This window comes from Candidatus Viadribacter manganicus, assembly GCF_001679665.1.
In the GTDB taxonomy this organism is placed as follows: domain Bacteria; phylum Pseudomonadota; class Alphaproteobacteria; order Caulobacterales; family Aquidulcibacteraceae; genus Vitreimonas; species Vitreimonas manganica.
In genome coordinates, this window is record NZ_CP013244.1 from 3,058,690 (window position 1) to 3,083,054 (window position 24,365).

The window sequence follows — 24,365 nt, forward strand, 5'->3', positions numbered from 1 at the left end:
AACCTTTGGTCGCGGCGTGCGAGCGCGATGATCTCCGCGATTGGGCGCTCGTCAAACAACGATACGCCGGACGAGAGGCCGTTCACACCGCCATCGTTTCGGAACTCTCGAAATACGAGGCTCGCTTCGATCGTATCGTCATACTGTGAGTAATATTCTTGGATATTACGCGCCAATTCTCTGTTCTCGATCATGCCCATGTGGCCGGAGCTGATCAGTGAATCATACGCTTGCCGTGATCCAAGGTTGACGGGCACGAGATCGCGGTAGCCCATAATGTGGTCAAGCCGATGCTCAGTGATCGGGGGAGCCGTTGGTGCGTCCCAGGCCTTTGTCGAGAGACCGAGCCTTTGCGGCCATCGCTGGTGGAAGGCCTGATCGTAGATGAAGTCCACGGCTGCGATGCGGCCGAGGGCGGAGTCGTAGAGCGCATTGTGCGATCTGAGATGCGAACGGAGGTCTTCGGTAAGCTTTGAGAGGCGCCCAACGACAAGGCCGCGATCGGCGCGCGCGTCGTTCCAATTGCTGACCTGCGTACCGAGGAAAACGCCGAGCACGAAGATCAGAAGGTCGATCCAGAGCGCAAACCAATTGTAGGATGTGAAATGCATCCCGGATGCACCGCAAGATCATCAGCGACCTGCGATCACTTCGTTCTGTCCATCGCCGTTGGCGAAGAACTGACGCGGGGTCGGCACGTAAACCTTAAGCGGTCACTATAGAGGATGCGTTCAACGCCCGCGGGGTCGGTGTAGCGGATGATCGCGCCGCCATAATCTCACTCGTCATTGCCCATGATCGCGCCAGCAAGCACGTTGTTGAGATTGCCACGCGAGTCCGGCGTGCGGCTGAGGTCGGCGTGCTTGCAATGCACGCGTGCGAGAATGTCTGCGGAGCTGAGCGCACTTCATTGTCGAGCACGAAGACCAGCGTATGCGTGCCGCTCGCGCCGGTGACGTTGACGAGGCGGTTGACGAAGACATGCCCGTCTGTGACGCGAAGTGATTGGGCGTCGGCTGAAACGCCGTCGATCAGCACATCGATGTTGGCGTAACCGCCGCGGGTCGCATCAGGTGTGATCGGCAGCCGCGCGCTGATCGAAACCGTAGCGCCCACAAGCTGCGCGTTGCAGCGCACGCCGCCGCTTTGGAAGGCAAGCGCAAGTATACGTCCCTCGTGCTGAGTTAAACCCAGAGCTTTGCCAGCGCGCACGTATGGAGTGAGATCGTTTCTGTTCCAGCGCGTAGTGTTGTGCGCCAGAGCACTGAAGTCTCTCCCCAAGGTCGAGCGGAGAGCGTAGGAGGGCGCCATGAAACCCCGCGAACTACTGGCGACGGCGCAAATTCCTGATGGCGGGGAGCTGCGCCTCTACAAGCGCGACACCGATTTCATCATCGCCCTCGGCGCTAACGAGCTAATGTCGAGCCGGTTGAGTGGCTCCGAAGAGGCGCTGGCGCTGCTCACGTGCGATCGTTTGCAAACCGAGGCGCCGCATTTGCTGGTTGGCGGCTACGGCATGGGGTTTACGCTCCGCGCCGCGCTGGCGCGTCTCGGCCCGCAAGCACGGTGCACCGTTGTTGAGTTGGTGCCGGAAATTATCGACTGGGCGCGAGGCCCAATGGCGGCGCTCACCGCCGGCTGCCTCGATGATCCGCGCGTCGAGCTTGTGATGCGCGATGTTTCAAGAGCCATCGCCGCTTCCGAGTGTCGTTTTGATGCGATCCTGCTGGATGTCGACAACGGCCCGGACGGGCTTACGCGCGCGGATAATAATCACATCTACTCGCTGCTCGGCCTGCAGGAAGCGAAGCGGGCGCTGAAGCCCAATGGTGCGCTGGCTATTTGGTCCGCCGCGCCCGACGAACGTTTTGCGCGCCGCTTGAAGCATGCAGGCTTTCAGGTCGAAGAGGTTATGGTGCGCGCAGGACGCGGCGGCAAAGGCGCGCGCCACATCATCTGGTTTGCGCGTTAGATATCGCCCACGTCCGGCGTGACCATGCGCGTGATCTTCTTCACTTCGGTGCGTCCGGCATCCAGCGGCAGCGGCGTGTATTTGATGGTGACGCCGATCATTTGCGGCTCGACCTCGCACTTGCAGACATAGACCTCGCCCGCATTGGCGATGAGTTCGAGGTCTTCGCCTGGCGCCGGGGCCTTGTTCGTGCCGGTGTAGCCAGCAAGCCGATGCGATCCGGGCGTCAGCAACAGGCGCGTAAAGCGCGGGCTCTTCAGCTGCGCAACTTCGCGTCCATCGATCAGAACATTGATGCCGACCGCGCGCCCGACGAACTGATTGCGGAAAATGTAGAGCACGCCTTTTCCGGCGACCGGCGCGAACGTCAATGCTTGCTCGCGCTCCTGCGGCGTTGCTTGTGCTACATTGCGGTTCGTCTGCAGATTGCGCACCACGATAACGACCGCGACCACGGCGACGACGAGCGCAAAGATCGCCATGATCTCGCCGCCCACCAGAGAGCGCAAAAGTGTGTACCCAATGACGCCGGCGATGACGGCGAGGCCGTAAAGAACAAGATTACGTGGCATGCCTGCATCCTTACGGATGACGCGCCAAGGCGCCAAGGCTAGAAGGGCGACGTGAAGCCGAAACTTACCCTTGTCGTTGCTGTTGCGAAAAATGGCGTGATCGGACGCGATGGCGGTCTGCCGTGGCGGCTGAGTTCCGACATGAAACGCTTCAAGGCCGCGACCATGGGAAAGCCGGTTTTGATGGGCCGCAAGACCTGGGATTCGTTGCCGCGCAAACCGTTGCCTGGACGCCAGAATCTCGTCCTTACCCACGACGCAGATTTCAAAGCCGATGGCGCCTGGGTCTACACCGATCTTGCCGCCATGATTGGCGCTGCGCACGCTATGGCGGAAGCAGCGGGTGTAGATGAAGCCTGCGTGATCGGCGGTGCGCAGCTTTATAACGCCGTGCTGGCGCAAGCGGGCCGCATCGTCCTTACCGAAGTCAATCTCGCGCCAGAAGGCGATGCCTATCTCGACCTCGATCTTTCGCTCTGGCGCGAGGTCAGCCGCGAGGCGGTGGCGCGCGGCGAGAAGGATGATGCCGATTTTGTCGTGCACGTGCTCGAACGATGAAGCGCTTTGCTTGCGAGGGTGAAACGCACTCGCAACTGACGCATCTCTGACATTGAGCGCCAGCGAAGTGTCAGGTTCCCTCGCGCATACGCTCCTTGCTCTGCTTTAGAGCAGCGAGGAATGCTGTCATGTCTAACGAACGAATCGTTCGCGTCTGGGATTTGCCGACCAGACTTTTTCACTGGGCTCTATTCGCGCTGATCCTGGTCGCTTGGTTCTCGGGCGAAGAGGAGGGCGCCGCCGCCCTCATTCACCGCTACGCGGGCGAGGCCATAGCTGGTCTTATTGTGTTCCGTGTGCTCTGGGGCTTCATCGGCGGCGAGCGCTCTCGCTTCGCTGATTTCGCAGCTGGCCCAAACGCGATCGTCGCACACGTTCGCGACCTTTTTTCCGCGCAACCCAAGCGGCACATGGGCCACAATCCATTGGGTGGCGTGGCCGTCTTTTTGCTGCTCGCTGTCGTCAGCGCGGTCGTGATCACCGGGCTCTTCAGCGGTGACGATGGCATGGGTGGTCCGTTCGTCGGGCTCTGGGGGCTAGAGCTTTCGGAGCAACATGAAGTGCTGTTCCGTGTCTTGCAGGCGCTGGTTGCGATCCACCTGCTCGGCGTCTTTGTGGAAAGCTTCAAAGCACGCGACGCACTGGTTCCTGCAATGGTGACTGGCGCGAAATCCCGCCGCGCCGACGAGCCAGGAGATGACGCCAAACGCGCCGGCCTCATGGCGCTCGTGGTTGCGCTCTCAGTCGGCGCCCTCACCAGCTTCTGGCTTGTATCTCAGCCGATGCAAGGCGGAGGCGGCGCTGGCGGCGAGACCGAGGCTCACGAGGGCTACGAGGAGGATTAGCTCCGCTTCACCGTACGGCACCGAGCCGCTAACCACTGGCGGGGCGCGACGCGAACGCTATGCTCGCGCCCATGTCAGATTTCGAAGTCATCGCCACTGGCCTTCAATTTCCCGAAGGCCCAATCGTCATGCCAGACGGCAGCGTCATTTTGGTTGAGATCAAACGCAAGACGCTGACGCGCGTGTGGAAGGGCAGGCAGGAAGTCATCGCCAATATTGGCGGCGGCCCCAACGGTGCGGCACTCGGCCCTGACGGCGCAGTTTACATCACCAATAATGGCGGCTTTGAATATCACGACATGGGCGGGCTCACGATCCCCGGTCACGCCGCGCATGATTACGTCACTGGCCGCATCGAGCGTGTTGATCTCAACACCGGCAAAGTCGAGCGCCTCTACGACAAAATCGGAGAGTTCAAGCTCAGTGGTCCTAACGACCTCGTCTTCGATAAAGCCGGCAATATCTGGTTCAGTGATCTCGGCAAAACCTACGCGCGCTCGATCGATCGCGGCGGCGTCTATTTCTGCAAAACCGATGGCTCGCTGATCAAAGAGGCGGCCTATGGCGCTTCCGGCATCAACGGCATTGGCCTCTCGCCCGATGAAAAGGTCGTCTACGGCGCCGAAACCGACACCGGAAAGCTCTGGGCGTTCGACATCACCGGCGAAGGCGAAGTCGCCCCTGGTCCACTGGGCGCCATCGGCCGCTGCATCGCCGTGCAGCCGTATCACTGCTTCTTCGATAGCCTAGCCGTGCAAGCCAACGGCGCTGTGTGCGTAGCAACCATCCTCAACGGCGGCATCACCACGATCACTCCGGCCGGTGTTTCCACGCACACCATGTTCCCGGATCCGATTGTCACCAACATCGCCTTCGGCGGCGCCGACATGCGCGACGCCTACATCACGCTCTCCGCCACCGGCCAATTGATCAAGGCCCGCTGGCCGGAACCCGGATTGAAGTTGAATTTCGCGCCGTACTAGTCACACGCTGAAGCGCGCAGTGTTTGCCCCTGGATCTCGACTCAAGGCCGGGAAGCGTTGGGAGGAAGAATTGTAATGAGCATCATCGTCCACCACCTCGAAGAATCCCGTTCGCAGCGCATCCTGTGGCTAATGGAAGAGTTGGGCATCGCCTATGACGTCAAACGTTACGAGCGCAATCCGCAGACGCGCCTTGCCCCGCCTGAGCTTAAGGAAATTCATCCGCTCGGCAAATCGCCCGTCATCGAGGCGAACGGCAAGGTGCTCGCCGAATCCGCCGCGATCATCGAATACCTTGCTGAGAACGAGGCCTTCGGCGGGCTTGCGGTGCCCGCGGGCGATCCTGCCCGCTTTGACTATCTCTATTGGCTGCACTTCGCAGAGGGCTCGGCGATGCTGCCGCTTCTGCTGAAGCTCTATGTCAGTATGCTCGGCGAGAACGGCGCGCCGCTAATGCAGATGCGCATTGATCCCGAGATCAACAATCACTTCAGCTTCATCAACGCGCATCTTGAGGGTCGCGACTATTTCGTCGCCGATCGCTTCACCGCGGCTGATATCCAAATGTCGTTCGTGCTCGACGCCGGCAACAATCGCGGCGGCCTCGATCGTTACCCGAACATGGTCCGCGTCAGAAAACTGCAACAAGCCCGGCCCGCGTATCAAAAAGCGCTGGAAAAGGGCGGGCCGTATAAGATGGGCGGCTGAGACGTCTCCCTTCGACACGCACAAGATGGCGCCATCCGGGCAAGAGTACCGCTGCGAATGTAGCGTCATCCTAGGCTTGTCGAAGCAGGTGCGGGCCAAGACCCTTGCCTTTCCCCGCAACGCACTGAATGTCTCGGTTGAACGGAGACAGCATGCGCGCACGCGATTGTAAGATTGTGGCCACGATGGGCCCGGCCAGCGACGCGCCTGAGCGCTTAGCCATGCTCATCCAGGCTGGGGTCGATTGCTTCCGGCTGAATTTTAGCCACGGCGCCCGCGAAGATCACGCGCGCCGCATGGATGCGATCCGTGCTGCGGAAGCCAAAGCCGGCACGCCGGTTGGCGTTTTCGCCGATTTGCAAGGACCAAAAATCCGCGTGGGCATGTTCGCGAACGGCGAGATCAAGCTGCGCTTCAACGATATCGTCACGATCGAGGCATCGAGCGAACCGGGCGCCGACGGCCTCATCCGCATGCCGCACCCCGAACTCGTCAATGCGCTCGAAGTTGGCGACATCCTCAAGCTCGATGACGGCAAGCTGCAGATCACGGTCACTGGGCGTGGCCGCACCCAGCTCGAGGCGCGCGTCGATTTCGGCGGCACGCTGAAGAACCAGAAGGGCGTGAACGTTCCGACGCGCCGCATTCCGATTTCGGCGCTGACCGCGAAGGACAGGGAGGATCTCGCTTACGCGCTCGATCTCGGTGTCGATTACATTGCGCTCTCGTTCGTGCAGCATCCAGAGGATGTGCACGAGGCTAAGGCGCTGATCGGTGATCGCGCCGGAATTATCGCGAAGATCGAAAAGCCTTCGGCGCTTACGCAGATCGAAGAGATCGTCGAAGTCGCCGACGCCGTCATGGTCGCGCGCGGCGATCTCGGCGTTGAACTGCCGCCTGAGCAAGTGCCGATCGCCCAGCGCAAGATCATCCGCACTGCACGCGCCGCCGGAAAGCCGGTGATCGTCGCCACCCATATGCTCGAAAGCATGGTTGAAGCCGCAACGCCAACGCGCGCCGAGGCTTCGGACGTCGCGACGGCCGTTTATCAGGGCGCTGACGCCGTGATGCTGAGCGCTGAAAGCGCGGTAGGCCGCCATCCGCAGAGTGCTGTCGCGATCATGGATCGGATTATCCGCGCCGTCGAAGATGACGAGGAATATTGGTCCTCGCTGCCGCGCGACATGACCCCGCCGCAAGCGACGACAGCAGACGCCATCGCGCTCAGCGCACGCCATATCGCCGACGTCGTCGGTTGCGCCGCGCTCGTCGCCTACACCGCCACAGGCTCATCCGCGATCCGTGTTGCGCGCGAGCGGCCGCGTTGCGGTGTCATCGGCCTCACGCCCTTTATCAACACCGCACGCAAGCTCGCGCTGGTTTGGGGTGTGCGCTCCATGGTGACCGAGGACGTCGCGAACGTCGAAGAGATGGTCGCGAAGGCGGACGCCGCCGTTCGAAAGCTCGGCGTCGCCGAAACCGGCGATCGCGTCGCCGTCATCGCTGGCATTCCATTTGGGCGCGCCGGCAAGACCAACACGATACGTGTGCTGAGGCTGGAGTAGATGTTTCTTCGCCGTGTCCTCGCGCATGTGAAAGCGCAAAACTGGGTGGCGATCGGGATTGATTTCGCCATCGTCGTGCTCGGCGTCTTCGTTGCAACGCAAGTCAGCAACTGGAACGACGCCAACCGCGACCGCCAGCGTGGTCAGAGCTATTTGGCGAATATTCATGGCGAACTGCTGACCGACGCTACAGCCATTGAGCGGCGCATCGTCTTTTGGCGTCAAGTGACGGGCTACGGCGAGGCTGCGCTTGCGTATGCTGAGCATGGCACGCTGAAAGATGGCTCCGCTTGGCAGACTGTGCTGGCGTTCTTCCAGGCCAGCCAAATTTGGCCCTATACAGCGACGGACACCACCTATCGTGAACTCACTGGCGCCGGCGAACTCGGCCTTATTCGCGATCAAAGCATGCGCGCCGCGTTGGCCGACTATTACGTTGTTCGCAAAAATCGCCTGGACCCCTTGTTCGCGGCGATGCCGGAATATCGCGAAGACGTTCGCGGACTGACGCCCATTCGTGTCCAGAACTACATCTGGAACAATTGCCATCATTCATTCGCTGAAGGCGCCGAAGAAATGCAGGAGCTTGTGCCTTGCGAGTCGCCGATCAGCGAAGTTGAGGCCCGCGAAATTCTGCGCAGCTACATGGCCGCGCCTGAAGTTCTGCGCGGCTTAAGATTTTGGATGAGCACGATACGCGTGCAAAGCGATCTATCCCGTCACGATCGTGATGTGGCCAGAGAACTCGCGCAGCGCATCGCAACTGACTAGGCGCTCTTCTTCAGCCATTTCGGGAGCAGAGCGTCATAGTCCACCTTCGCGTCCGCATCGAACGACACGCCGGCGGCGCGTAGCTTTTCCTGCAGCGCGCCGTGCGTTTCCGCCAACTCGATTGCCTTCGCCAACATGCCGCTGCCTTAGTCGGCCGCTGGCGTCAGCACGACTTTCGCGCCCAGGAACCGCATCAGTCGCCGGCGTTCGATCGAGAAATTCTCCGCCATCACGATGACAAGCGGATAGCCCTTGCGCGCGCACACCATGGCAAGGCCAATTCCGGTGTTTCCGCTCGTTGCTTCGATAACGGTTTGGCCCGGCTTCAGTGCGCCGCTGCGTTCTGCGTCTTCAATGACTGCGAGCGCCAGGCGATCCTTCACCGATCCCATCGGATTGAATGCTTCGACCTTCACGTAGATCGAGACATCGTGCGGGGCGAGCGCGCCAAGTTTCACACCGGCGTATCGCCAACCGTTTCGAGAATGCTGTTGTATTTCATGGCGTGGATGTATCCCCGCACCGCGTGAACTTTGAGTGGCAAAACTGCCAATCAGCAGGGCCGATCGCGCCACAAATGAGCATGGCTTGACCTGGGCGACATCTCGCCACTCTGCGCCCGGAGCAGGGCGTCGGCAACGCCAGCCATTTGCTCGCCTGACGCAGCGGCGCCGAGTTGCGGCGTCACCCCCGATCAGCGCACAGTGTTCGAAACATCGGGAGGCACTATGCACGCGGCCAAAATTCCGGACGACATCGCGCGTTTGCTGGTGTCGCCGCATGCTTACGCCACCGATGAGCTCCATGAGGCGTACACCTGGCTACGCGCCAACAACCCGCTCGGTGTCGCCGAGGTTGAGGGATATGATCCGTTCTGGGTCGTCACCAAACACGCCGATATTCTGGAAATCAGCCGCAACAACGCGCGCTTTCCCTCCGCCGTGCGCGGCACCACCCTGATGAGCCATTCCGGCGAAGCTCGTGCGCGCGCCATCACCGGCACGCCGCATCTCGTCCGCTCGTTGGTGCAGATGGATGAACCCGACCACATGAAGTACCGGCTGCTCACGCAAGCCTGGTTCATGCCGGCCAACGTGAAAAAGCGCGAGGACGATGTACGCACGCTCGCGAAGCAGGCGGTCGAGAGTTTCGTCGCGTTGCCGGGGCAGTGCGATTTCGTCAAAGACGTCGCGCTGCATTATCCGTTGCGCGTGGTCATGAACATCTTAGGCGTGCCCGAGGAAGACTTCGGCCGCATGCTGCGTCTCACGCAGGAATTGTTCGGCGCCTCGGATCCTGACACAGAGCGCTTCAAGGCCGCGCTCAGCGACGAGCAATTTGCGCAGCTTCTCGTCGGTGTCGTCCAGGACTTCACCGATTATTTCGAGACGATCACCGCCGATCGCCGCGCCAATCCCCGCGACGATCTCGCAACATTGCTGGCAAATGCAGAGATCGATGGCGCACCGTTGCCGCCGTTCGAACGCACTGGGTATTACACCATCATTGCGACAGCCGGCCATGACACGACCTCATCATCGACGGCAGGCGTGATGTGGGCGCTGGCCACGCAACCTGGTCTGTTCGACCGTGTCAAAGCCGATCCATCGCTCATTCCCGCGTTGATCGAGGAGGCGATCCGCTGGACCACGCCGGTCAAGACCTTCATGCGCTCCACCGCCGAAGCAACCGAGCTGCGCGGCCGTCAGATGCAGCAGAATGATTGGATGATGCTCTGCTACGCCTCAGGCAATCGCGATGAAGAGGTGTTTCCGAACGCACAAACGTTCGACATCGGCCGCACGCCCAATCGCCAACTCGCGTTCGGCAATGGCGCACACCTCTGCCTTGGCCAGCATCTTGCGCGCCTCGAAATGCGCATCTTGTTCGAGGAATTGCTGCCGCGCCTGAAGAGTGTCGGCCTCGACGGCGAGCCGCGCTACAGCCAGAGCTTTTTTGTCAGCGGCCTCAAGACGCTGCCGATCAAGTTTGAGTTGGCGTGATGGGCGTGCGCAGCCTTTGACAGGCTCAGGCCGACGCTACTCAAAGCACGGTTCGATTGTGCGCCGTTGCCTTGGTCGCCAGTGAGAAGCGCTGATCCGGCGCTGTGCCGTTTACGACGAGTTCGGCCATCATGCGCCCGACTTCCGGGCCATGCTTGAAGCCGTGGCCCGAACCGCCACCGAGCAGATAGACGCCATCGAATGTCGGGTGCCGGTCGATCAGGAAATCGCCATTCGATGAGTTCTCGTACTGGCATACGCGAAACTCCGTGAACGGCCGCCCGGCGAGCGCGGGAAAACGCCGCTCAGCAAAGGTCCGCAGCAATGCTGCTCCTTCTTCGGTGATGCGCCGGTCGCCGGTGTCTGGGTCGAAATCGACGCCGTGCGTGTCGCGCGCGATCTTGAAGCCGCGGCCCTCTAAATTCGGGAAGCCGTAATAGAGATCGCCGCCATTGAAGTCGGCCCAGCCGGGAAGGTGCGAGGCCTCGAATGAATCGTCGCCATCGGGCGGCGCGATGAACGCTACTTCTTGGCGCGTCACGAAGACGCGCTGGCCCAACACGTCCGGGAACACTTTCGGCAACCACGGTCCGCACGCCCAAACGACCGCGCTTGCGTCGTGACGTTGTTCATCCAGCAGAACGCTTGCGCCCTGCGTCCCGGCTTTCGCGTGCGCGAGGGTGAATTGACCGCCCCGGGCCACGAAGCGCGCCACCGTTTCTTCAACCGCGCGCCGCGCCATAAGGGCGCCGAACTCAGCTTCGAAGAGGCCGAACGCGATGCCGTCGAAATTCATCTGCGGCCAACGCGCCTGCAGCGCCGCGTTGTCGATCTGCTCCAGCGGCAGGCCAAGCCGCGTATGAACCTCAATGGACTGACGCGCGTAGTCGATCATCTCCTGAAAGCAAAACAGCACGCCGGCGTTGTGGAATAGCGGCAGCGCGGAGCGCTCAGACAATCGCTTCCATTCTTCGAGTGAGTCGAGCGCCATGCGGGTATAGATTTCGTCGCGCCCATACGTGCCGCGGGTCATCCGGCTCTCGCCGCCGCTGGATGCGCGCGCATTCGCCGGCCCCATTTGGTCAACCAGCAGTACATCCCAGCCCGCGCGCTGCAGGTGCTCCGCCGTCCATGCGCCAAACACGCCGGCGCCAACCACAATCGCACGCTGTCGTGTGCAAGCCGCCAACGGCAGCGCCGCCGCCGCGCCAAGGATTGTTCTGCGTGTCGCCGTCATGCTCGTGTCCCCAAGCGCCGTCGTCGCTACTTTACTCTAATCGCTGGCGCCGGCTTGTTCATGCGCGCCACGTTGTCCCGCGCGGCTATCGCGATCTCGCGGAAGCGTTTTGACAGGGCATGTTCCGGCTGTGTCGCCACCAGTGGGGCGCCTGCGTCGCAGCTTTCGCGCAACGCCACATCGATCGGGATCTCGCCAAGGAACGGCGCGCCGACATCGGCCGCGACGCGCCGTGCTCCGCCTTCGCCGAAAATGTGTGTCCGTTTGCCGGCCGGTGTTTCGAAGTAGGCCATGTTCTCGATGACGCCGAGCACGGGCGCATGCGTCTTCTCGAACATCGCCAGGCCACGGCGCACATCGGCCAGCGCCATTTCTTGAGGTGTTGAGACGATCACCGCCCCGGCCAGTGGGACGCGCTGCACCAATGTCACCTGCACATCGCCAGTGCCGGGGGGTAGATCCAGGAGCAGCACGTCGAGATCGCCCCATGCCACTTCGTCGATCATTTGCCGCACGGCGCTCGTCGCCATCGCCCCGCGCCAGATCATCGGCGATGCGGCGTCGACCAGATAGCCGATCGACATCGTCTTCAAGCCGTGCGCTTCAAGCGGTTCGAGAATTTTGTCCTCGCGCATGCGCGGTTTCTTGACGCCGGTGCCGAGGAGGGTGGGCGCCGAAGGCCCGTAAACATCGAGATCGAGCAACCCCGTCTTCATCCCCAATGAGGCGAACGCGCACGCGAGATTGACCGCAACGGTTGATTTGCCGACGCCGCCTTTGGCGCTCGCCACCGCGATGATCTGTTTTACACGGGCAACGCCGCCCGCAGCCTTCGCCGGTGCGGCGGCCTCCGCCGTCAACACGGCGATCACGCTTTTGACGCCCTCGGCGGCGCGCGCTTCGTTTTCCGCGCGATCACGCACTGGTACGTAGAGTTCCGCCACGCCCGCGGGCGCCTCTATCGTAAACGAAACCTTGCCGTTCTCGCGCGCCTCAAGCCCCGTCACGCGACCGGACGTGAACAAACCCTTTCCGCTGATCGGGTCCTTTATCGCATCGAGGCGCGCTTTGACGCGCTCAGCGACGTCCGCCAACTGGTTGTTCATGCTTGATCCTTTAGCACAGGGGTCACATATCGGCGCGCATGGGAGCGCTGCAAGCTCCCATCTCGGCCGCCCAGAAGTGGCGCGCGCGAATTCCACCAGAAGGGCGGGGAAGCGATTAATGCCTTGGAATGACCAATCGGGTGGCCCGCCGCGTAGCGGTGGACAGGGTCCCTGGGGCAGCGGTCCGCGCCGTCCGTGGGGCCAGCAACAACCGCCGCGTCAGCCACCGCCGCCTCAAGGTCCCGATCTCGACGATCTGCTGCGCCAATGGCGCGAACGCATGTTCGGTGGCGGCGCTGGCGGCTCAGGCGGTGCCGGCCGCGGCGGACGCCGTGGTCTGCAATGGCCGCTGATCGCCGGACTTCTTGTCATCGGCTGGCTCGCGACCGGCATCTACACCGTCGACGAAGGCGAGCAAGCCGTCATCACGCGCGTCGGCGACTACAATCGCTCGACTGGCCCTGGCATCCATTTCCATCTGCCGGCGCCGATTGAATCGCGCCAGGTCGTCAACGTCACCGGCCAGCGCACAGCCGAAATCGGCTTTGAATCGCCGCGCGCCAATGTCGTGAACGACAACCCGGAAGAAAGCTTGATGATCACCGGCGATCGCAACATCGCCGAGATCCACTTCCGCATCGTCTATAACGTGAAGGACGTCAGCGCCTTCGTGTTCAACGTGCGTGATCCCGACGAAGCCGTGCGTCAGGTCGCCGAGAGCGCCATGCGCGAGGTCATCGGCCGCCGCCAGCTTGAGCCGATCATCACCACCGAACGCGGTCAGGTTGAAGAGGGCGTCGAAGCCTTAATGCAAACCACGCTTGATGAATACCAATCAGGCGTCCAGGTGCTGCAAGTTCAGCTCCTGCGCGCTGCTGCGCCGAGCGCCGTCATCGAAGCCTTCAACGATGTCGTCAACGCCGGCCAGGACGCCGAGACGTTGATCAACAACGCCAATCGCGACACCGCCCGCATCGTCAATGAAGCGCAAGCCTATCGCGAGCGCGTCGTCCGCGAAGCCGCCGGTGAAGCCGAACGCTTCATCGCCGTTCACACGGAGTATCGCTCCGCGCCGCAAGTGACGCGTGATCGCCTCTATCTCGAAACCATGGAGCGCGTGTACCAGCGCGGCAACTTGATCATCCTCGATCAGCGTGGCGGCGCGGTTCCGTACCTGCCACTCGACGGCATGATCCGGCGCAACGCCCCGGCCGCAGCCCAACCAGGAGCCGGCCAATGACGCGCAACATGCCCGTTCTCATCGGCGCCGTTCTGGTGCTGCTGGTGATCATTCTGAACTCCGTCTTCGTTGTCCGTCAGGACCATCAGGCCATCGTGCTCCGCTTCGGTGAGTACACGCGCGTCATCAACGCGCCGGGTGCTGACCAGCCGGGCCTCTATTTCAAGATGCCGTTCGTTGAGAGCGTCGTCGACTATGACCGCCGCAACATGGGCCTCACGCTTGAGGGCCAGCCGATCGTCGCCTCCGATCAGGAGCGTCTGATCGTGGATGCTGTGGTGCGTTGGCAGATCATTGAGCCGCGCCGTTTCTATCAAAGCGTGCTCACCGAGCAGGGCGGTGCTTCACGTCTCGAAACGTTCACTGAAGCCGCGATGCGCCGTGTTCTTGGCGGCGCCGGCTCGGACGATATCATCTCAGGACGCCGCTCCGAGTTGATGCAGGCCATTGAGAACGATCTCAATCGCGCTGCCGCAGCCGAACTCGGTGTCCGCGTCGTCGATGTCCGTATCCGCCAGGCTGATCTGCCGCCGGAGACGCAAGAGCGCGTTTATGAGCGCATGCGCTCGGAGCGTCAGCAAGTTGCCGGTCGTATCCGCGCCGAGGGCGAACGTGACGCCGCCATCATCCGAGCGACCGCGCAGGAAGAGTCTGAACGCACGCGCGGTCAGGGCGAAGCCGAACGCGCCCGCATCTTCGCACGCGCCTATGGCCGCGATCCGGAGTTCGCCGCGTTCTATCGCTCGATGCGCGCGTACGATTATTCGCTTGAAGCCGGTACGCCGATCGTCGTCCCGCCCGACAGCGACTTCTTCCGCTACATGCAGCGCCGCCGCGGCGGGGGCTAATTTCTCTCAGTCATCTTAGATTGCGGCGAAACCGGCAGTCCAGGTCCAGGGAAGCCGAATAGTCTATGATTTCTGGATCCCGGATCGCGCTTCGCGCGTCCGGGATGACCATTGGTCTGCTATCTCTGGATTGCACCCCGCACTGCACCCGCTACGCTACGACTCATGCGCGCCATCTTTTCGGCCATTGCCGTATTTACTCTTGCAGCTCCCGCGCTTGCGCAATCGCGCCTGCCGTCCGAGGGGTTCGCTGATCTGAATGACCGGCTCTCACCCGCGGTGGTGAACATTGCGACCAGCCAGCGCGTGCGCGGTGTTGATGATTTGCCGCGCTTTCCGCCCGGCTCACCGATGGAGCGCTTGAACGAAGGTTTGGGCGAGGGCGGTGCGCAGATCACCTCGCTCGGCTCGGGCTTTATCATTTCGCCGGACGGCGTCGTCGTCACCAACAATCATGTCATCGAATCCGCCGACGCGATCGAAGTCATCCTGCAAAACGGCCAACGTCTCGAAGCAACCGTCGTCGGCCGCGATCCCGCCACCGACATCGCCGTGCTCCGCGTGCACGCGCGCGCGCCGCTCCCGCATGTCGATATGGGCGATAGCGACACCGCGCGCGTCGGCGACATCGTGCTCGCGATCGGCAACCCGTTCGGCCTTGGTGGTTCGCTCAGCGTCGGCGTCGTCAGCGCCCGCAATCGCAACATCGACGCTGGTCGCTATGACGACTTCATCCAAACCGACGCCGCCATCAATCGCGGCAATTCCGGTGGTCCGCTCTTCAACACCGATGGCGAAGTCATTGGCGTCAACACCGCCATCGTCTCGCCCACGGGCGGCAGCGTCGGCGTCGGCTTTGCGACCCCGACCTCAATCGTGCGTCCGGTTGTCGATCAAATCATCCGCTATGGCGAGACGCGCCGTGGCTGGCTCGGGGTTCGCCTCGCGAACCTGTCGCGCGCCGCCGCCGATCGCGCCGGATACGAAGGCTCAAGCGGCGCTGTGGTGACACGCATCACTGCAAATGGCCCCGCCGCCGACGCTGGCCTTCGTCCGGGTGATGTTGTCACGCGCTTCAATGGCCGTGACGTCGCCGATAGCCGCGCGCTGACCCGCATGGTTGGCGAAGCGCAAGTCGGGACCAGCGTGACGATCGACATCGTCCGCGATGGCCGCCGCATGCAGATCACCGTGAATATCGAGCGTCTCGAAGAAACCCAAGGCGGCGCGCGCGTTGCTGGCGGAGAAGAGGGCGGCGCAGCTTCCCCGCGCAGCGATGGCGGCCCGCGCGGTGGACGCATTTTCGGCATCGCGCTCTCAGAGCTGGACGCCAGTCTGCGCGAAGAATTCCAGATCGAACCCAACGTACAGGGCCTCGTCGTTCTCGATGTCGATGTCGGCGCGCAAAATGAAGGCGTGCTGCGTCCAGGCGATGTGATCGAAGCCATTGGCCCGCAAGCGACCGACACGGTCGCCGCCGCCCGCGCCATCGCCGGTCGCGCCGCCATCGGCGAGCACGCCATCGTTGTGCGCATCAATCGCGACGGCGCCGTGACCTATCGGCGCTTGCAGGCGCGCAGCTAAAGAAGCGAACGGACCTCTGAGAGCGAGGTCACGACGATCGCTTTCGCGCGCATTTCGTCTGTTGGCGGCAACAAATCCGGCGCCATCACCGTCATGCAGCCTGCTGCGTGCGCTGAACTCACGCCGGCGTAGGAATCTTCGAGCGCCAGCACCATTTCTGGCGCAGCCCCCAGCAGCTTCGACGCATGCAGATAGGGCTCCGGGTGCGGCTTGCCCTCCACCACATCTTGCCGTGTCACTACGGCGCGAAAGCGCGGTGTCAGTGCGTGTGCCGCGAAGTGTCTTTCCACCCAAGGCCGGCGCGATGACGTCGCCAATCCGAACGGCAATTCAAGCGCTTCCAGCGTGTCCATCAGCTCCAGCGCGCCGGGCTTCAGCGGCGCAACGCGGTCGCCGACATGAGCGCGCGTCAGCGTTATGAATCGCTCCAGCGGAAAATCCTCGCCGTAATAGCTCTTGAGTTGCAGATCGTTCGCCTCGCGATGCATGCCGACGAGCGAAAGAAACTGCGCTTCCGTCATCGTCACGCCGATCTCGCCGCACGCCGCGAAGTGCGCGTCTTTCACCAAAGCTTCTGAATCGATCAGCGTGCCGTCGAGATCGAACACGACAGCGTGCGGCTTACGCGGCAGTTTCAATTAGGGCTCCAGATAGTCCGAGCAGGGCGGAAGGGGCTGATCTGGCGCATATAGGCCGTCGGCGCCGTGCGCGTAAGTGCGGCGATATGAGCATGTCTCATCGTGCGCCCACACCAGATCCGCTTCGGTCAGCGGCGCGGCCTCAAGCGAGTCCGCCGTCCGCGTCACCCGTCCTGGAAAAGATCCTGCCGCCGTTTCCAGCATGATCCGCGGTGCGCCTTCGGTAACGCCTTCATCTAGGCTGATGCGCGTCACGAACGCGTACTGGTCGTGGCAGGCGCCGGCGCGTTGCTGTTCATCTTGTTCATCGAAGCACGCGCGCACCATCGAGGAAGCGCTGAGCGGCATACGCACTGCTTCGTTCGTGGCGCCGCCGCTGACTGCATATAGCGCAAGCTGGCTCATTTCGCCGCCGCCGCCGGAATACATCTGATGCGTCGTCCGCACGACGCCGACGAGCACGCTATCGTCACTGTTGCGGATGATTTGCGGCCAGACGTCCCAATCGACGTTATCGTCGACATCGCCGATCATGATCGTGCCTGCGGCCTGATCGCCGCGCATGACGACCACGCTGCCTTCAGGCGTTTGCAGGCACCAAGTCCCGTCGCTCGTGCACCAGTTCGCGCCGTTTTGTGTCAGCGCCTCCATCCGGTTGCCCGCTCGGTCCGCAACCGGCAGTGTTACGCCCGGCAAGGACGGCTCAGCCGTATTCGCTTGTTCGGGCGCTGGCGGCGGCGTGCATGCGCAAGCCAGCAAAGCTGCCGCAATCATCAAACGTTTCATTGAACGAACTCTCCCCGGCGATAGCCCTGGAAGAATAGCGCTGCTTCCAGGCTCGTATAATCGATCTTCGCGTCCGCTTCGGCCGCAACCAATGGCTTTGCGCGATAGGCAATGCCAAGGCCTGCCGCCTTGATCATGTCGAGATCATTGGCGCCGTCGCCGATCGCCAATACGTCCTTATCGTTCAAGCGCAATGCCGCCCCTTCCGCACGCATGGCGTCGAGCTTGGCCTTGCGGCCAAGGATCGGCTCTTGCACCACGCCGGTCAGCGCCGTGCCATCGTCCATCAAGACATTGGCGCGATTGGCTTGAAAGCCGGCCGCATCCGCGACGCGCGATGTAAAAAACGTGAACCCGCCAGACACCAGCACGCAGCGCGCGCCATGCGCCGACATGGTTCTTACGAACGTCGCTGCCCCTGGATTCAAGCGCACGCGCTGGTCATAGGTTTTTTGCAGTGCATCTAGCGCCAAGCCTTTGAGCTTGCCGACACGCTCGCGCAGCGCCGGTTCAAAATCCAATTCGCCGCGCATGGCGCGCTCGGTGATGGCCGCAATCTCCGCCTTTATGCCTGCGAAGTCCGCCAGCTCATCGAGACATTCTACGTTGATGATTGTCGAATCCATGTCGGCGATGAGAAGTTTCTTGCGTCGCCCCTCAACCGGCGTCAGCGCCCAATCTACCGGCAGCTCCGCCACCGCCGCCGCTGCCTCCTGGCGCAATTCGCCGTCGACGCTCTCGTAGATCCACTGCGCGCTTTCCCAACCGGAGAGCACCTCCGGCGGCGCAAGCTTCCGGTTCAACGCCACGCGCCCCAGCATGAGCAGCGCCTCGCGATAGGCAGGCTTATCCTCAGGCGAGGCGACAAAGACGAGGGCGTGTGCGGTCATCGAATTCCGTGCAGTTGCGCTTCTACCCTCTAGGGCAGGGGCGGCGCATGCGCTACTGCACCAATCATGAAGCCTGCGCTCCTGATCATGGGCCCGACCGCCAGCGGCAAGTCCGCTTTGGCGCTTGCCTTGGCTGAGCGTATCGGTGGCGAAATTATCAACGCCGATAGCATGCAGGTCTATCGCGACTTCCGTATCCTGACGGCGCGTCCGTCATGCGAAGAAGAGGCGCAAGCTCCGCATCACCTTTACGGGCATGTCGATGCCGCCGAGCGTTATTCCGCCGGCCGCTGGCTAAGCGATGCACTCGAGAAAATCGCATGGATCCGCGCGCGCAACAAGATCCCGATTATTGCCGGTGGCACCGGTCTCTATTTCAAGGGCCTCACCCAAGGCTTAGCCGAAATGCCGGCCGTCGATCCTGACTTGCGCGCTGCACTCATTGCGCGCGCCGAGTCCGAAGGCGCGGCGACACTCCATGCAGAACTCGCCGCGCTCGATCTGCAAACAGCCGCGCGGCTTGAACCGAACGATGCGCCGCGCATCATTCGCGCACTGGAAGTCATCGAAACCACAGGTGAGAGCATCACGTCTTTCCAAGCCAACACCAAGCCTGCCTTAGCCGCAGGCGCGTGGCGTGGCCTTGCGCTGACGCCGGAGCGCGCCACGCTATATGCCTCGATCAACACGCGCTTTGAAAATATGTTGGAGCAGGGCGCCCTCGATGAAGTGCGCGCCTTCGCCGCTCGCGCGCTCGATCCAACCTTGCCTGCAATCAAAGCGCACGGGGCGCCGGCGCTCGGCGCTTATTTGCGCGGCGAGACACCGCTCGCGGAAGCCACCGAGATTGGTCAGCGCGACACCCGCCGCTACGCCAAGCGCCAATTTACCTGGATTGCAAACCAAATGCCCGATTGGCCACGTGTCAGCGAGCTCAACCTCACGCATCGCGTGGATCGGGCGCTGGCGCTGCTCGGCTGAGGTGGCCCAAAATGCAAATCGCCGTTGACCGCCCACATAAGCGCCGCATCTTACTTCCATAGATCCCGGGTTGGAGTTTCGTCATGATTTCAAGCCGCGTGTTCTTCGGGGCGCTGATCGCCTTTTTCGTCATCTCGTGCGCGCAAGCGCCAGCTGAGACCCAAGCTGTGTCCCAATCCGCTGCAAGCAATGTTGAAATCCGTCTGACCCGCGGTGCGTGCTACGGGTTTTGTCCCGATTACACCGTCACCATCAACGGCGCTGGCCAAGTGAACTACGAAGGCCGCGGCCACGTCGCTGTCGTTGGCGCGCGCAGCGCATCTATCGCGCCTGCGGATGTCGCGCGTCTCGTCACGCGCTTCGATGACATCGAATTCGATCAGCTGCGCGACTCCTATCGCGCGCCGGTGTCCGATTTGCCGACCTATACACTGACGCTCACGCGCAACGGTCACAGCAAAACCATTTTGGATCGCGGCGGCCCCGGTGTTGGCCTGCCTGCCGCTGTGCGCGAACTTTACGCTGAAATTGATCGCGTCGCGGGAACCGCGCAGTGGGTATTGCGCGATGGTCAACCTGTGCGCGACCCACCGCAGCCCTGAGGCTTCCCACGGCGGCGCGCGGCGCTTAATCTGCCGCCATGAAACGCTCGGGGGGGATCATGACTAAGTTTCGTGTCGCGGCGGCCCTCGCTCTGGCGCTTTTGCTCACAGCGCCTGCCGCCGCGCAGAACCTTTCCTTGCGCGCGCCGCAATGGGCGCAAGCCATGCTTTCTGCCGATGTGACGCCGACGACCGGCGGCCGCGCGATGATCTCCGCTGAGGGCATCGACACAGCCGTGCGTGTCACCATTTCATCGCCGAACGGTGGTGTCGGACGCGTCATCCGCTACGATCTGCGTGGTGAGGAGGGTGTCATCGCGCTCCGCCGATTCACTGGCCATCCCTCCACCGGTTGGTGGCTCTGGGGCGGGGACGCACCTCGTGTCACGCCGGTCACTTCGGCTCAACGCGGCGATATCGCGACGCTCGTGCGCGCCGTGATGGGCGTCTCAGGCTCACTCGGCGGCGACACCGAAGACGCCTGCGGCAACGGTGAGCGTGCTTACATTGAAATCTCATCTGGCGGCCGCGCCACTAGCCTTGCACGCAATTGCCTCGCCACCACCGATCCTGGCGGGCGCCTTGCGCTTCGTCTTTCCGAACTCGCCGGATCGCGCACCGAAGAAGAGCTCGCGCGTGCTGGCGTCAGTGAATTGCTCGACGCCGACCGCGCCTTCAATACCATGGCGCAAGCCGAAGGCGTCGCGGCCGCGTTCAACGCCTACGCTTCGGAAGATGCGTTGCTGCTCACCAGCACAGAAACCGTCACGGGCCGCCCCGGCGTCGCGGCGCGCTTTCAAAATTGGCCGGCAACTGATCGCCTTGAACGCACGCCGCAAACCGGCCGTGTCTCCGCGCGCGGCGATATGGGCTGGACCTGGGGCGTCTCGACCACCGTAGGCGCGGACGGTGTGCGCACCGCTGGCCGCTATATGACTGTCTGGACGCGCGACTATGAAGGCAATTGGCGCTATTCGTTCGACGCCGCCATCAAGTAGCGCTCAGCCTGAAAAGCCGCCGTCCGCCAAAAATTGCAGCTCTTCAACTGTGCTCTTGCGGCCGAGCACCGCGTTGCGGTGCGGAAAGCGTCCGAAGCGCGCGATGACGTCGCGATGCAGGATCGCAAATTTCAGATATTCCGCATCGCCCAAATTCGTGAACAACGTCACGCAATGCTCTTGTTGCGCCAAGTCTTCGGCGTGCTCGAACGGCAAATAGAAGAAGATCCGCATCGCCGAATCGGTTGCCGCATCGAAGCCGCGTTCGAGTGCGCGCGTTGCCATTGCTTGCGCCAAACCATCGGTCGCAAAAGCGTGTGGTGACTTTCGGAAGATGTTGCGCGGGATCTGGTCCAGCAGGATTAGCAACGCGAGTGCGCCCTCCGCGTCCCTCTCCCAGGCCGAAAGCTCGCCGCGCGCCGCGGCGTGGTGCTCCGCCTCGAAGCCACGGCAGCGGCCATCGAATGTCTCGTCCTTGACGAACCAGAATTTCGGCCCCGCATCCCGCCAGAACCGCACGATCTCGCTTGCTGTAGCCATAACCTGCTCCTCTTTGCCTATCTGTGGCGCAGGCGCTAGAGACGCAAGCAGAACAAAGGAAACCCATGCGCGTCCTCTATGAACGCGACGCTGACGCGTCTCTCATTAAAGCCCGAAAGGTGGCCGTTATCGGCTATGGCGCTCAGGGTCACGCGCATGCGCTGAACCTTCGTGACAGCGGCGTCGATGTGTCGGTCGCGCTTCACGCCGGCGCGCGCCGCGCCGAACAGGCGAGGGTGGAGGGGTTCGCGCCCATCACAGTCATGCACGCCGCGCAGACTGCCGATGTGCTCGTCATGTGTGCGCCAGATGAGGTGATGCCCGATCTCTACGACGCTGAAATCGCTCCGCACCTGCGCCCCGGGCAGGCGCTGATGTTCGTTCACGGCTTTGCGTATCACTACGGCTTCATCAAACCGCCCGCTGACGTCAACGTCGTCATGGTCGCTCCCAAAGGCCCCGGAAAGGCTTTACGTGAAGCCTTTACGCGCGGCGGCGGCTTGCCCGCCATTGTCGCCATCGCCCAGGACACAGGTGGCGGAGAAGCGCTTGCGTATTCATATGGCGCTGCGATCGGCTGCGGCCGCGCCGGCATGATCCCATCGAGCTTCAAGATCGAAACCGAAGGCGATCTTTACTGCGAGCAAGTCGTGCTCTGCGGTGGTCTCACGCATCTCATCCGCACTGCGTGGGAAGTGCAGGTCGAAGCCGGCACGCCGCCAGAGCTCGCTTACTTCGATTGTCTGCACGAAGTGAAACTGCTCTCCGATCTCATCCACGAGCGCGGTATTGCCGGCATGCATCTCGCCATCTCCAACACTGCCGAGTACGGCGAATACGTAACCGGCCCTCGCATCATCGACGCTCATGTCAAAGACGCTATGCGTGCTGCGTTGGCGGACGTTCAAAGCGGCAAGTTCGCAAACCAATGGATGGCCGAGCACAGAGCAGGCGGACCCAATCTCGCAAAGCTCCGTGAAGCGGCCGCCGTGCATCCAATCGAAGAAGCTGGCCGCGCCGTTCGCGCGCTCTTGGACAAATGAAACTCCGTCATCTCGGTGGCGCCGCGCACGTCCAGGATGACGGATATCGCGACCGCCAAGCTCAGTCCGCGTCCCGCATGCAAACATCGGCAGCATCCAGCAGCGCCGCCACCCGTGCCGCGGCTTCCGGCGCCTTGTCCGCCTCAAAGTGAAGCGCGCCGCGCGGCGTGACGACGACATACTCAGGCGTGAGGATGATGGTCAGCTTCGCCTTTCTTCTTTGCTTGTCTTCCGTCAGTTCGATGTTGAGGGAAGTGAGGGTGGCAAGCTGAGGCGTGACCGTTGGGCAAAGCTCGACTCTGCGCGTGGAGATGTCCGGCCCCGTAGGCCCCATGTCGCCGACGATCAGTGTGCCTTGTGACGGCGAAGCTGCGCTCGGATCGGAAACGCTAAAGACTGTCCAAAAGCTGCCGCGAAATTCATCGCCGATCACCCCCACAACAATAGCGGCATCCGCCTGTTCGAACGCCCAACTGATTTTGTAAGCGCGCGTCGTGGCGTCAAACGATTCCCACGAGCTTAAGTCATCGGCGACATACGCTGGTGTCGGTGGCGCCTTAGCGGCGCATGCTGTGAGAAACAGCGCTGCTAGTGCGGCGCACTGCATATTCGCCCCCGATTGTCTGACCGACCTTACAACGCTACAGCGTGCGGGGCTCAACACATTCAGGTTATCCCACTCATGACCCGCCTAGGCACCCCGCTTTCACCGTCCGCGCTCAAAGTCATGTTCTTGGGTGGCGGTGAGCTCGGCAAGGAGGTCGTCATCGAACTCCAGCGTCTGGGCGTTGAGAGCATCGTGGTGGATCGCTATCCCAATGCGCCTGCGCAGCAAGTGGCGCACCGCGCCCATGTCATCGACATGACCGACGCGAAGGCCCTACGCACGCTTGTCGAACAAGAACGTCCCCATCTCATCGTGCCCGAGATCGAAGCCATCGCGACCGACGAACTCGTCCGTATCGAAGCCGATAAGCTCGCCACTGTGATCCCCACTGCAAAAGCCGCGCACATAACTATGAACCGCGAACGCATCCGCGTGCTGGCCGCCGAAGAGCTGAAGTTGCCGACGTCGCCTTACGCCTTCGCGTCATCACTCGAAGAGATGCAGGCTGCCGTCGATAAGATCGGCTATCCGAATTTCGTGAAGCCGACGATGTCGTCCTCCGGCAAAGGTCAAAGCCGCCTCAAGTCGCAGGCCGACGTCGCCCCAGCCTGGGACTATGCGCTGAGCGGCGGTCGCGTGAAGCAACCTCGCGTTATCGTCGAAGGCCAGGTGCTGTTCGATTTCGAGATCACGCTGCTTACAGTCCGCGCCGCAAGCGGCACGCACTTCTGCGAGCCGATAGGGCACGTTCAGGTCGATGGTGATTATGTCGAGAGCTGGCAGCCGCAAGCGATGAGCGCAAAGGCGCTCGAGCGCGCGCAGGACATCGCCGGGAAGGTCACCGCTGCGCTCGGCGGCTATGGCGTCTTCGGCGTTGAACTGTTCGTCAAAGGCGACGATGTGTGGTTCTCCGAAGTCAGCCCGCGCCCACATGATACCGGCCTGGTGACGCTCGTATCTCAAGTGCAGAGCGAATTTGCGCTGCACGCCCGCGCCATTCTCGGCTTCCCAGTCGACACCTCACTTCGTGCACCGGGCGCCAGCGCCGTCGTTTATGGCGGCATGGAAGCCCAAGGCATCGCATTCGAGGGCGTCGCCGAAGCGCTCGCCGTGCCCGAAACCGAACTTCGTCTCTTCGGCAAGCCCGAAAGCTTCAAGAAGCGCCGCATGGGCGTGGCTGCCTCGCGCGGGGCGAGCACTGATGAGGCGCGCAGCCGCGCAAAGCAGGCGGCCGCAAGCGTCAAACCCGTCAGCGCAGATAAAAAATGAGCGCGGCGTCACTCAAGAC

The 24,365-nt window shown here is 62.3% G+C and carries 26 protein-coding genes and 1 pseudogene; 16 read left to right on the forward strand and 11 right to left on the reverse strand.

Annotated features, from left to right (window positions below; all coding sequences use genetic code 11):
- Positions 1-705 precede the first annotated feature (705 nt).
- Entirely contained in the window at positions 706-1,311 is a 606-nt protein-coding gene (locus ATE48_RS15690) for a hypothetical protein (protein WP_156767810.1), read from the reverse strand.
- On the opposite strand from ATE48_RS15690, the gene ATE48_RS15695 reads away from it, so the two are divergent.
- Positions 1,310-1,972 carry a spermidine synthase gene (locus ATE48_RS15695; protein ID WP_066773091.1) on the forward strand — a complete coding sequence of 221 codons (663 nt, stop codon included), beginning with the start codon at positions 1,310-1,312 and terminating at the stop codon, positions 1,970-1,972. The two genes, ATE48_RS15690 and ATE48_RS15695, sit on opposite strands and share 2 nt — an antisense overlap.
- Here ATE48_RS15695 and ATE48_RS15700 read toward each other — a convergent pair.
- Positions 1,969-2,544, reverse strand: a complete 576-nt coding sequence (locus ATE48_RS15700; protein WP_066773097.1) for a hypothetical protein — start codon at positions 2,542-2,544, stop codon at positions 1,969-1,971. The two genes, ATE48_RS15695 and ATE48_RS15700, sit on opposite strands and share 4 nt — an antisense overlap.
- Positions 2,545-2,595: 51 nt before the next feature.
- Between ATE48_RS15700 and ATE48_RS15705 the strand changes: the two genes are divergently transcribed.
- The 6 genes from ATE48_RS15705 (at position 2,596) to ATE48_RS15730 (ending at position 7,974) form a co-directional block, all read left to right on the forward strand.
- A complete protein-coding gene (locus ATE48_RS15705) occupies positions 2,596-3,102 on the forward strand; it encodes a dihydrofolate reductase (RefSeq protein WP_066773099.1) in 507 nt (168 codons plus the stop codon).
- A 128-nt stretch (positions 3,103-3,230) separates the two neighbouring features.
- Positions 3,231-3,947 carry a cytochrome b/b6 domain-containing protein gene (locus ATE48_RS15710; protein ID WP_066773101.1) on the forward strand — a complete coding sequence of 239 codons (717 nt, stop codon included), beginning with the start codon at positions 3,231-3,233 and terminating at the stop codon, positions 3,945-3,947.
- A 71-nt stretch (positions 3,948-4,018) separates the two neighbouring features.
- Complete coding sequence (locus ATE48_RS15715; RefSeq protein WP_066775238.1) at positions 4,019-4,930, forward strand: SMP-30/gluconolactonase/LRE family protein; 912 nt, start codon at positions 4,019-4,021, stop codon at positions 4,928-4,930.
- A 75-nt stretch (positions 4,931-5,005) separates the two neighbouring features.
- Positions 5,006-5,638, forward strand: a complete 633-nt coding sequence (locus ATE48_RS15720) for a glutathione S-transferase family protein (RefSeq protein WP_066773103.1) — start codon at positions 5,006-5,008, stop codon at positions 5,636-5,638.
- 152 nt (positions 5,639-5,790) lie between these two features.
- Complete coding sequence (pyk, locus tag ATE48_RS15725) at positions 5,791-7,203, forward strand: pyruvate kinase (protein WP_066773105.1); 1,413 nt, start codon at positions 5,791-5,793, stop codon at positions 7,201-7,203.
- A complete protein-coding gene (locus tag ATE48_RS15730; RefSeq protein WP_066773107.1) occupies positions 7,204-7,974 on the forward strand; it encodes a hypothetical protein in 771 nt (256 codons plus the stop codon). It abuts the gene before it with no gap.
- Here ATE48_RS15730 and ATE48_RS19860 read toward each other — a convergent pair.
- Together ATE48_RS19860 and ATE48_RS15735 are read right to left on the reverse strand one after the other, a co-directional pair.
- Complete coding sequence (locus ATE48_RS19860; protein WP_156767811.1) at positions 7,971-8,111, reverse strand: hypothetical protein; 141 nt, start codon at positions 8,109-8,111, stop codon at positions 7,971-7,973. The genes ATE48_RS15730 and ATE48_RS19860 overlap by 4 nt on opposite strands.
- Positions 8,112-8,123: 12 nt before the next feature.
- Positions 8,124-8,476, reverse strand: a pseudogene (locus tag ATE48_RS15735) (PLP-dependent cysteine synthase family protein); the annotation flags it as partial.
- A 226-nt stretch (positions 8,477-8,702) separates the two neighbouring features.
- Here ATE48_RS15735 and ATE48_RS15740 point away from each other — a divergent pair.
- A complete protein-coding gene (locus ATE48_RS15740; RefSeq protein WP_066773109.1) occupies positions 8,703-9,977 on the forward strand; it encodes a cytochrome P450 in 1,275 nt (424 codons plus the stop codon).
- Positions 9,978-10,017: 40 nt separating this feature from the next.
- On the opposite strand, the gene ATE48_RS15745 is transcribed toward ATE48_RS15740, so the two are convergent.
- Positions 10,018-11,214: an FAD-dependent oxidoreductase gene (locus ATE48_RS15745; RefSeq protein WP_066773111.1), complete on the reverse strand. Its 1,197-nt coding sequence runs from the start codon at positions 11,212-11,214 to the stop codon at positions 10,018-10,020.
- Positions 11,215-11,240: 26 nt separating this feature from the next.
- A complete protein-coding gene (locus ATE48_RS15750; RefSeq protein ID WP_066773113.1) occupies positions 11,241-12,320 on the reverse strand; it encodes an Mrp/NBP35 family ATP-binding protein in 1,080 nt (359 codons plus the stop codon).
- A 118-nt stretch (positions 12,321-12,438) separates the two neighbouring features.
- Here ATE48_RS15750 and hflK point away from each other — a divergent pair, with 118 nt between their 5' ends.
- The 3 genes from hflK (at position 12,439) to ATE48_RS15765 (ending at position 15,992) form a co-directional block, all read left to right on the forward strand.
- Positions 12,439-13,560 (forward strand): FtsH protease activity modulator HflK, encoded by a 1,122-nt coding sequence (gene hflK, locus ATE48_RS15755; protein WP_066773115.1) that lies wholly within the window; start codon positions 12,439-12,441, stop codon positions 13,558-13,560.
- A complete protein-coding gene (hflC, locus tag ATE48_RS15760; RefSeq protein WP_066773117.1) occupies positions 13,557-14,408 on the forward strand; it encodes a protease modulator HflC in 852 nt (283 codons plus the stop codon). The genes hflK and hflC overlap by 4 nt, the downstream gene beginning before the upstream one ends.
- A 165-nt stretch (positions 14,409-14,573) precedes the next feature.
- A complete protein-coding gene (locus ATE48_RS15765; RefSeq protein ID WP_066773119.1) occupies positions 14,574-15,992 on the forward strand; it encodes a trypsin-like peptidase domain-containing protein in 1,419 nt (472 codons plus the stop codon).
- Here ATE48_RS15765 and ATE48_RS15770 read toward each other — a convergent pair.
- Genes ATE48_RS15770 through serB form a run of 3 tightly spaced genes read right to left on the reverse strand, consistent with a single transcriptional unit; the run spans position 15,989 to position 18,306 of the window.
- The gene (locus ATE48_RS15770) at positions 15,989-16,630 is read right to left on the reverse strand and encodes an HAD family hydrolase (protein WP_083197400.1); all 642 of its coding nucleotides are present in this window, start codon (positions 16,628-16,630) and stop codon (positions 15,989-15,991) included. The genes ATE48_RS15765 and ATE48_RS15770 overlap by 4 nt on opposite strands.
- Positions 16,631-17,416 carry a hypothetical protein gene (locus tag ATE48_RS15775; protein ID WP_066773121.1) on the reverse strand — a complete coding sequence of 262 codons (786 nt, stop codon included), beginning with the start codon at positions 17,414-17,416 and terminating at the stop codon, positions 16,631-16,633.
- Positions 17,413-18,306 carry a phosphoserine phosphatase SerB gene (gene serB, locus ATE48_RS15780; protein ID WP_066773122.1) on the reverse strand — a complete coding sequence of 298 codons (894 nt, stop codon included), beginning with the start codon at positions 18,304-18,306 and terminating at the stop codon, positions 17,413-17,415. The genes ATE48_RS15775 and serB overlap by 4 nt, the downstream gene beginning before the upstream one ends.
- A gap of 66 nt (positions 18,307-18,372) precedes the next feature.
- Here serB and miaA point away from each other — a divergent pair, with 66 nt between their 5' ends.
- From miaA to ATE48_RS15795, 3 genes are all read left to right on the forward strand, one after another.
- Positions 18,373-19,287 carry a tRNA (adenosine(37)-N6)-dimethylallyltransferase MiaA gene (miaA, locus tag ATE48_RS15785; RefSeq protein ID WP_066773124.1) on the forward strand — a complete coding sequence of 305 codons (915 nt, stop codon included), beginning with the start codon at positions 18,373-18,375 and terminating at the stop codon, positions 19,285-19,287.
- 83 nt (positions 19,288-19,370) lie between these two features.
- Positions 19,371-19,889, forward strand: coding sequence for a DUF6438 domain-containing protein (locus ATE48_RS15790; RefSeq protein ID WP_066773126.1), 519 nt, complete (start codon positions 19,371-19,373; stop codon positions 19,887-19,889).
- 59 nt (positions 19,890-19,948) lie between these two features.
- Positions 19,949-20,887 carry a YybH family protein gene (locus ATE48_RS15795; RefSeq protein ID WP_066773128.1) on the forward strand — a complete coding sequence of 313 codons (939 nt, stop codon included), beginning with the start codon at positions 19,949-19,951 and terminating at the stop codon, positions 20,885-20,887.
- Between the two features lie 3 nt (positions 20,888-20,890).
- Here the strand turns inward: ATE48_RS15795 and ATE48_RS15800 are convergent, their stop codons facing one another.
- Positions 20,891-21,427, reverse strand: coding sequence for a DUF924 family protein (locus ATE48_RS15800; RefSeq protein WP_066773129.1), 537 nt, complete (start codon positions 21,425-21,427; stop codon positions 20,891-20,893).
- Positions 21,428-21,492: 65 nt separating this feature from the next.
- On the opposite strand from ATE48_RS15800, the gene ilvC reads away from it, so the two are divergent.
- Complete coding sequence (gene ilvC / locus ATE48_RS15805) at positions 21,493-22,470, forward strand: ketol-acid reductoisomerase (RefSeq protein WP_066773130.1); 978 nt, start codon at positions 21,493-21,495, stop codon at positions 22,468-22,470.
- Positions 22,471-22,531: 61 nt separating this feature from the next.
- On the opposite strand, the gene ATE48_RS15810 is transcribed toward ilvC, so the two are convergent.
- Complete coding sequence (locus tag ATE48_RS15810) at positions 22,532-23,077, reverse strand: hypothetical protein (RefSeq protein WP_066773131.1); 546 nt, start codon at positions 23,075-23,077, stop codon at positions 22,532-22,534.
- Positions 23,078-23,152: 75 nt separating this feature from the next.
- Here ATE48_RS15810 and purT point away from each other — a divergent pair, with 75 nt between their 5' ends.
- Positions 23,153-24,346: a formate-dependent phosphoribosylglycinamide formyltransferase gene (purT, locus tag ATE48_RS15815; protein ID WP_228126655.1), complete on the forward strand. Its 1,194-nt coding sequence runs from the start codon at positions 23,153-23,155 to the stop codon at positions 24,344-24,346.
- Positions 24,347-24,365: the final 19 nt, after the last annotated feature.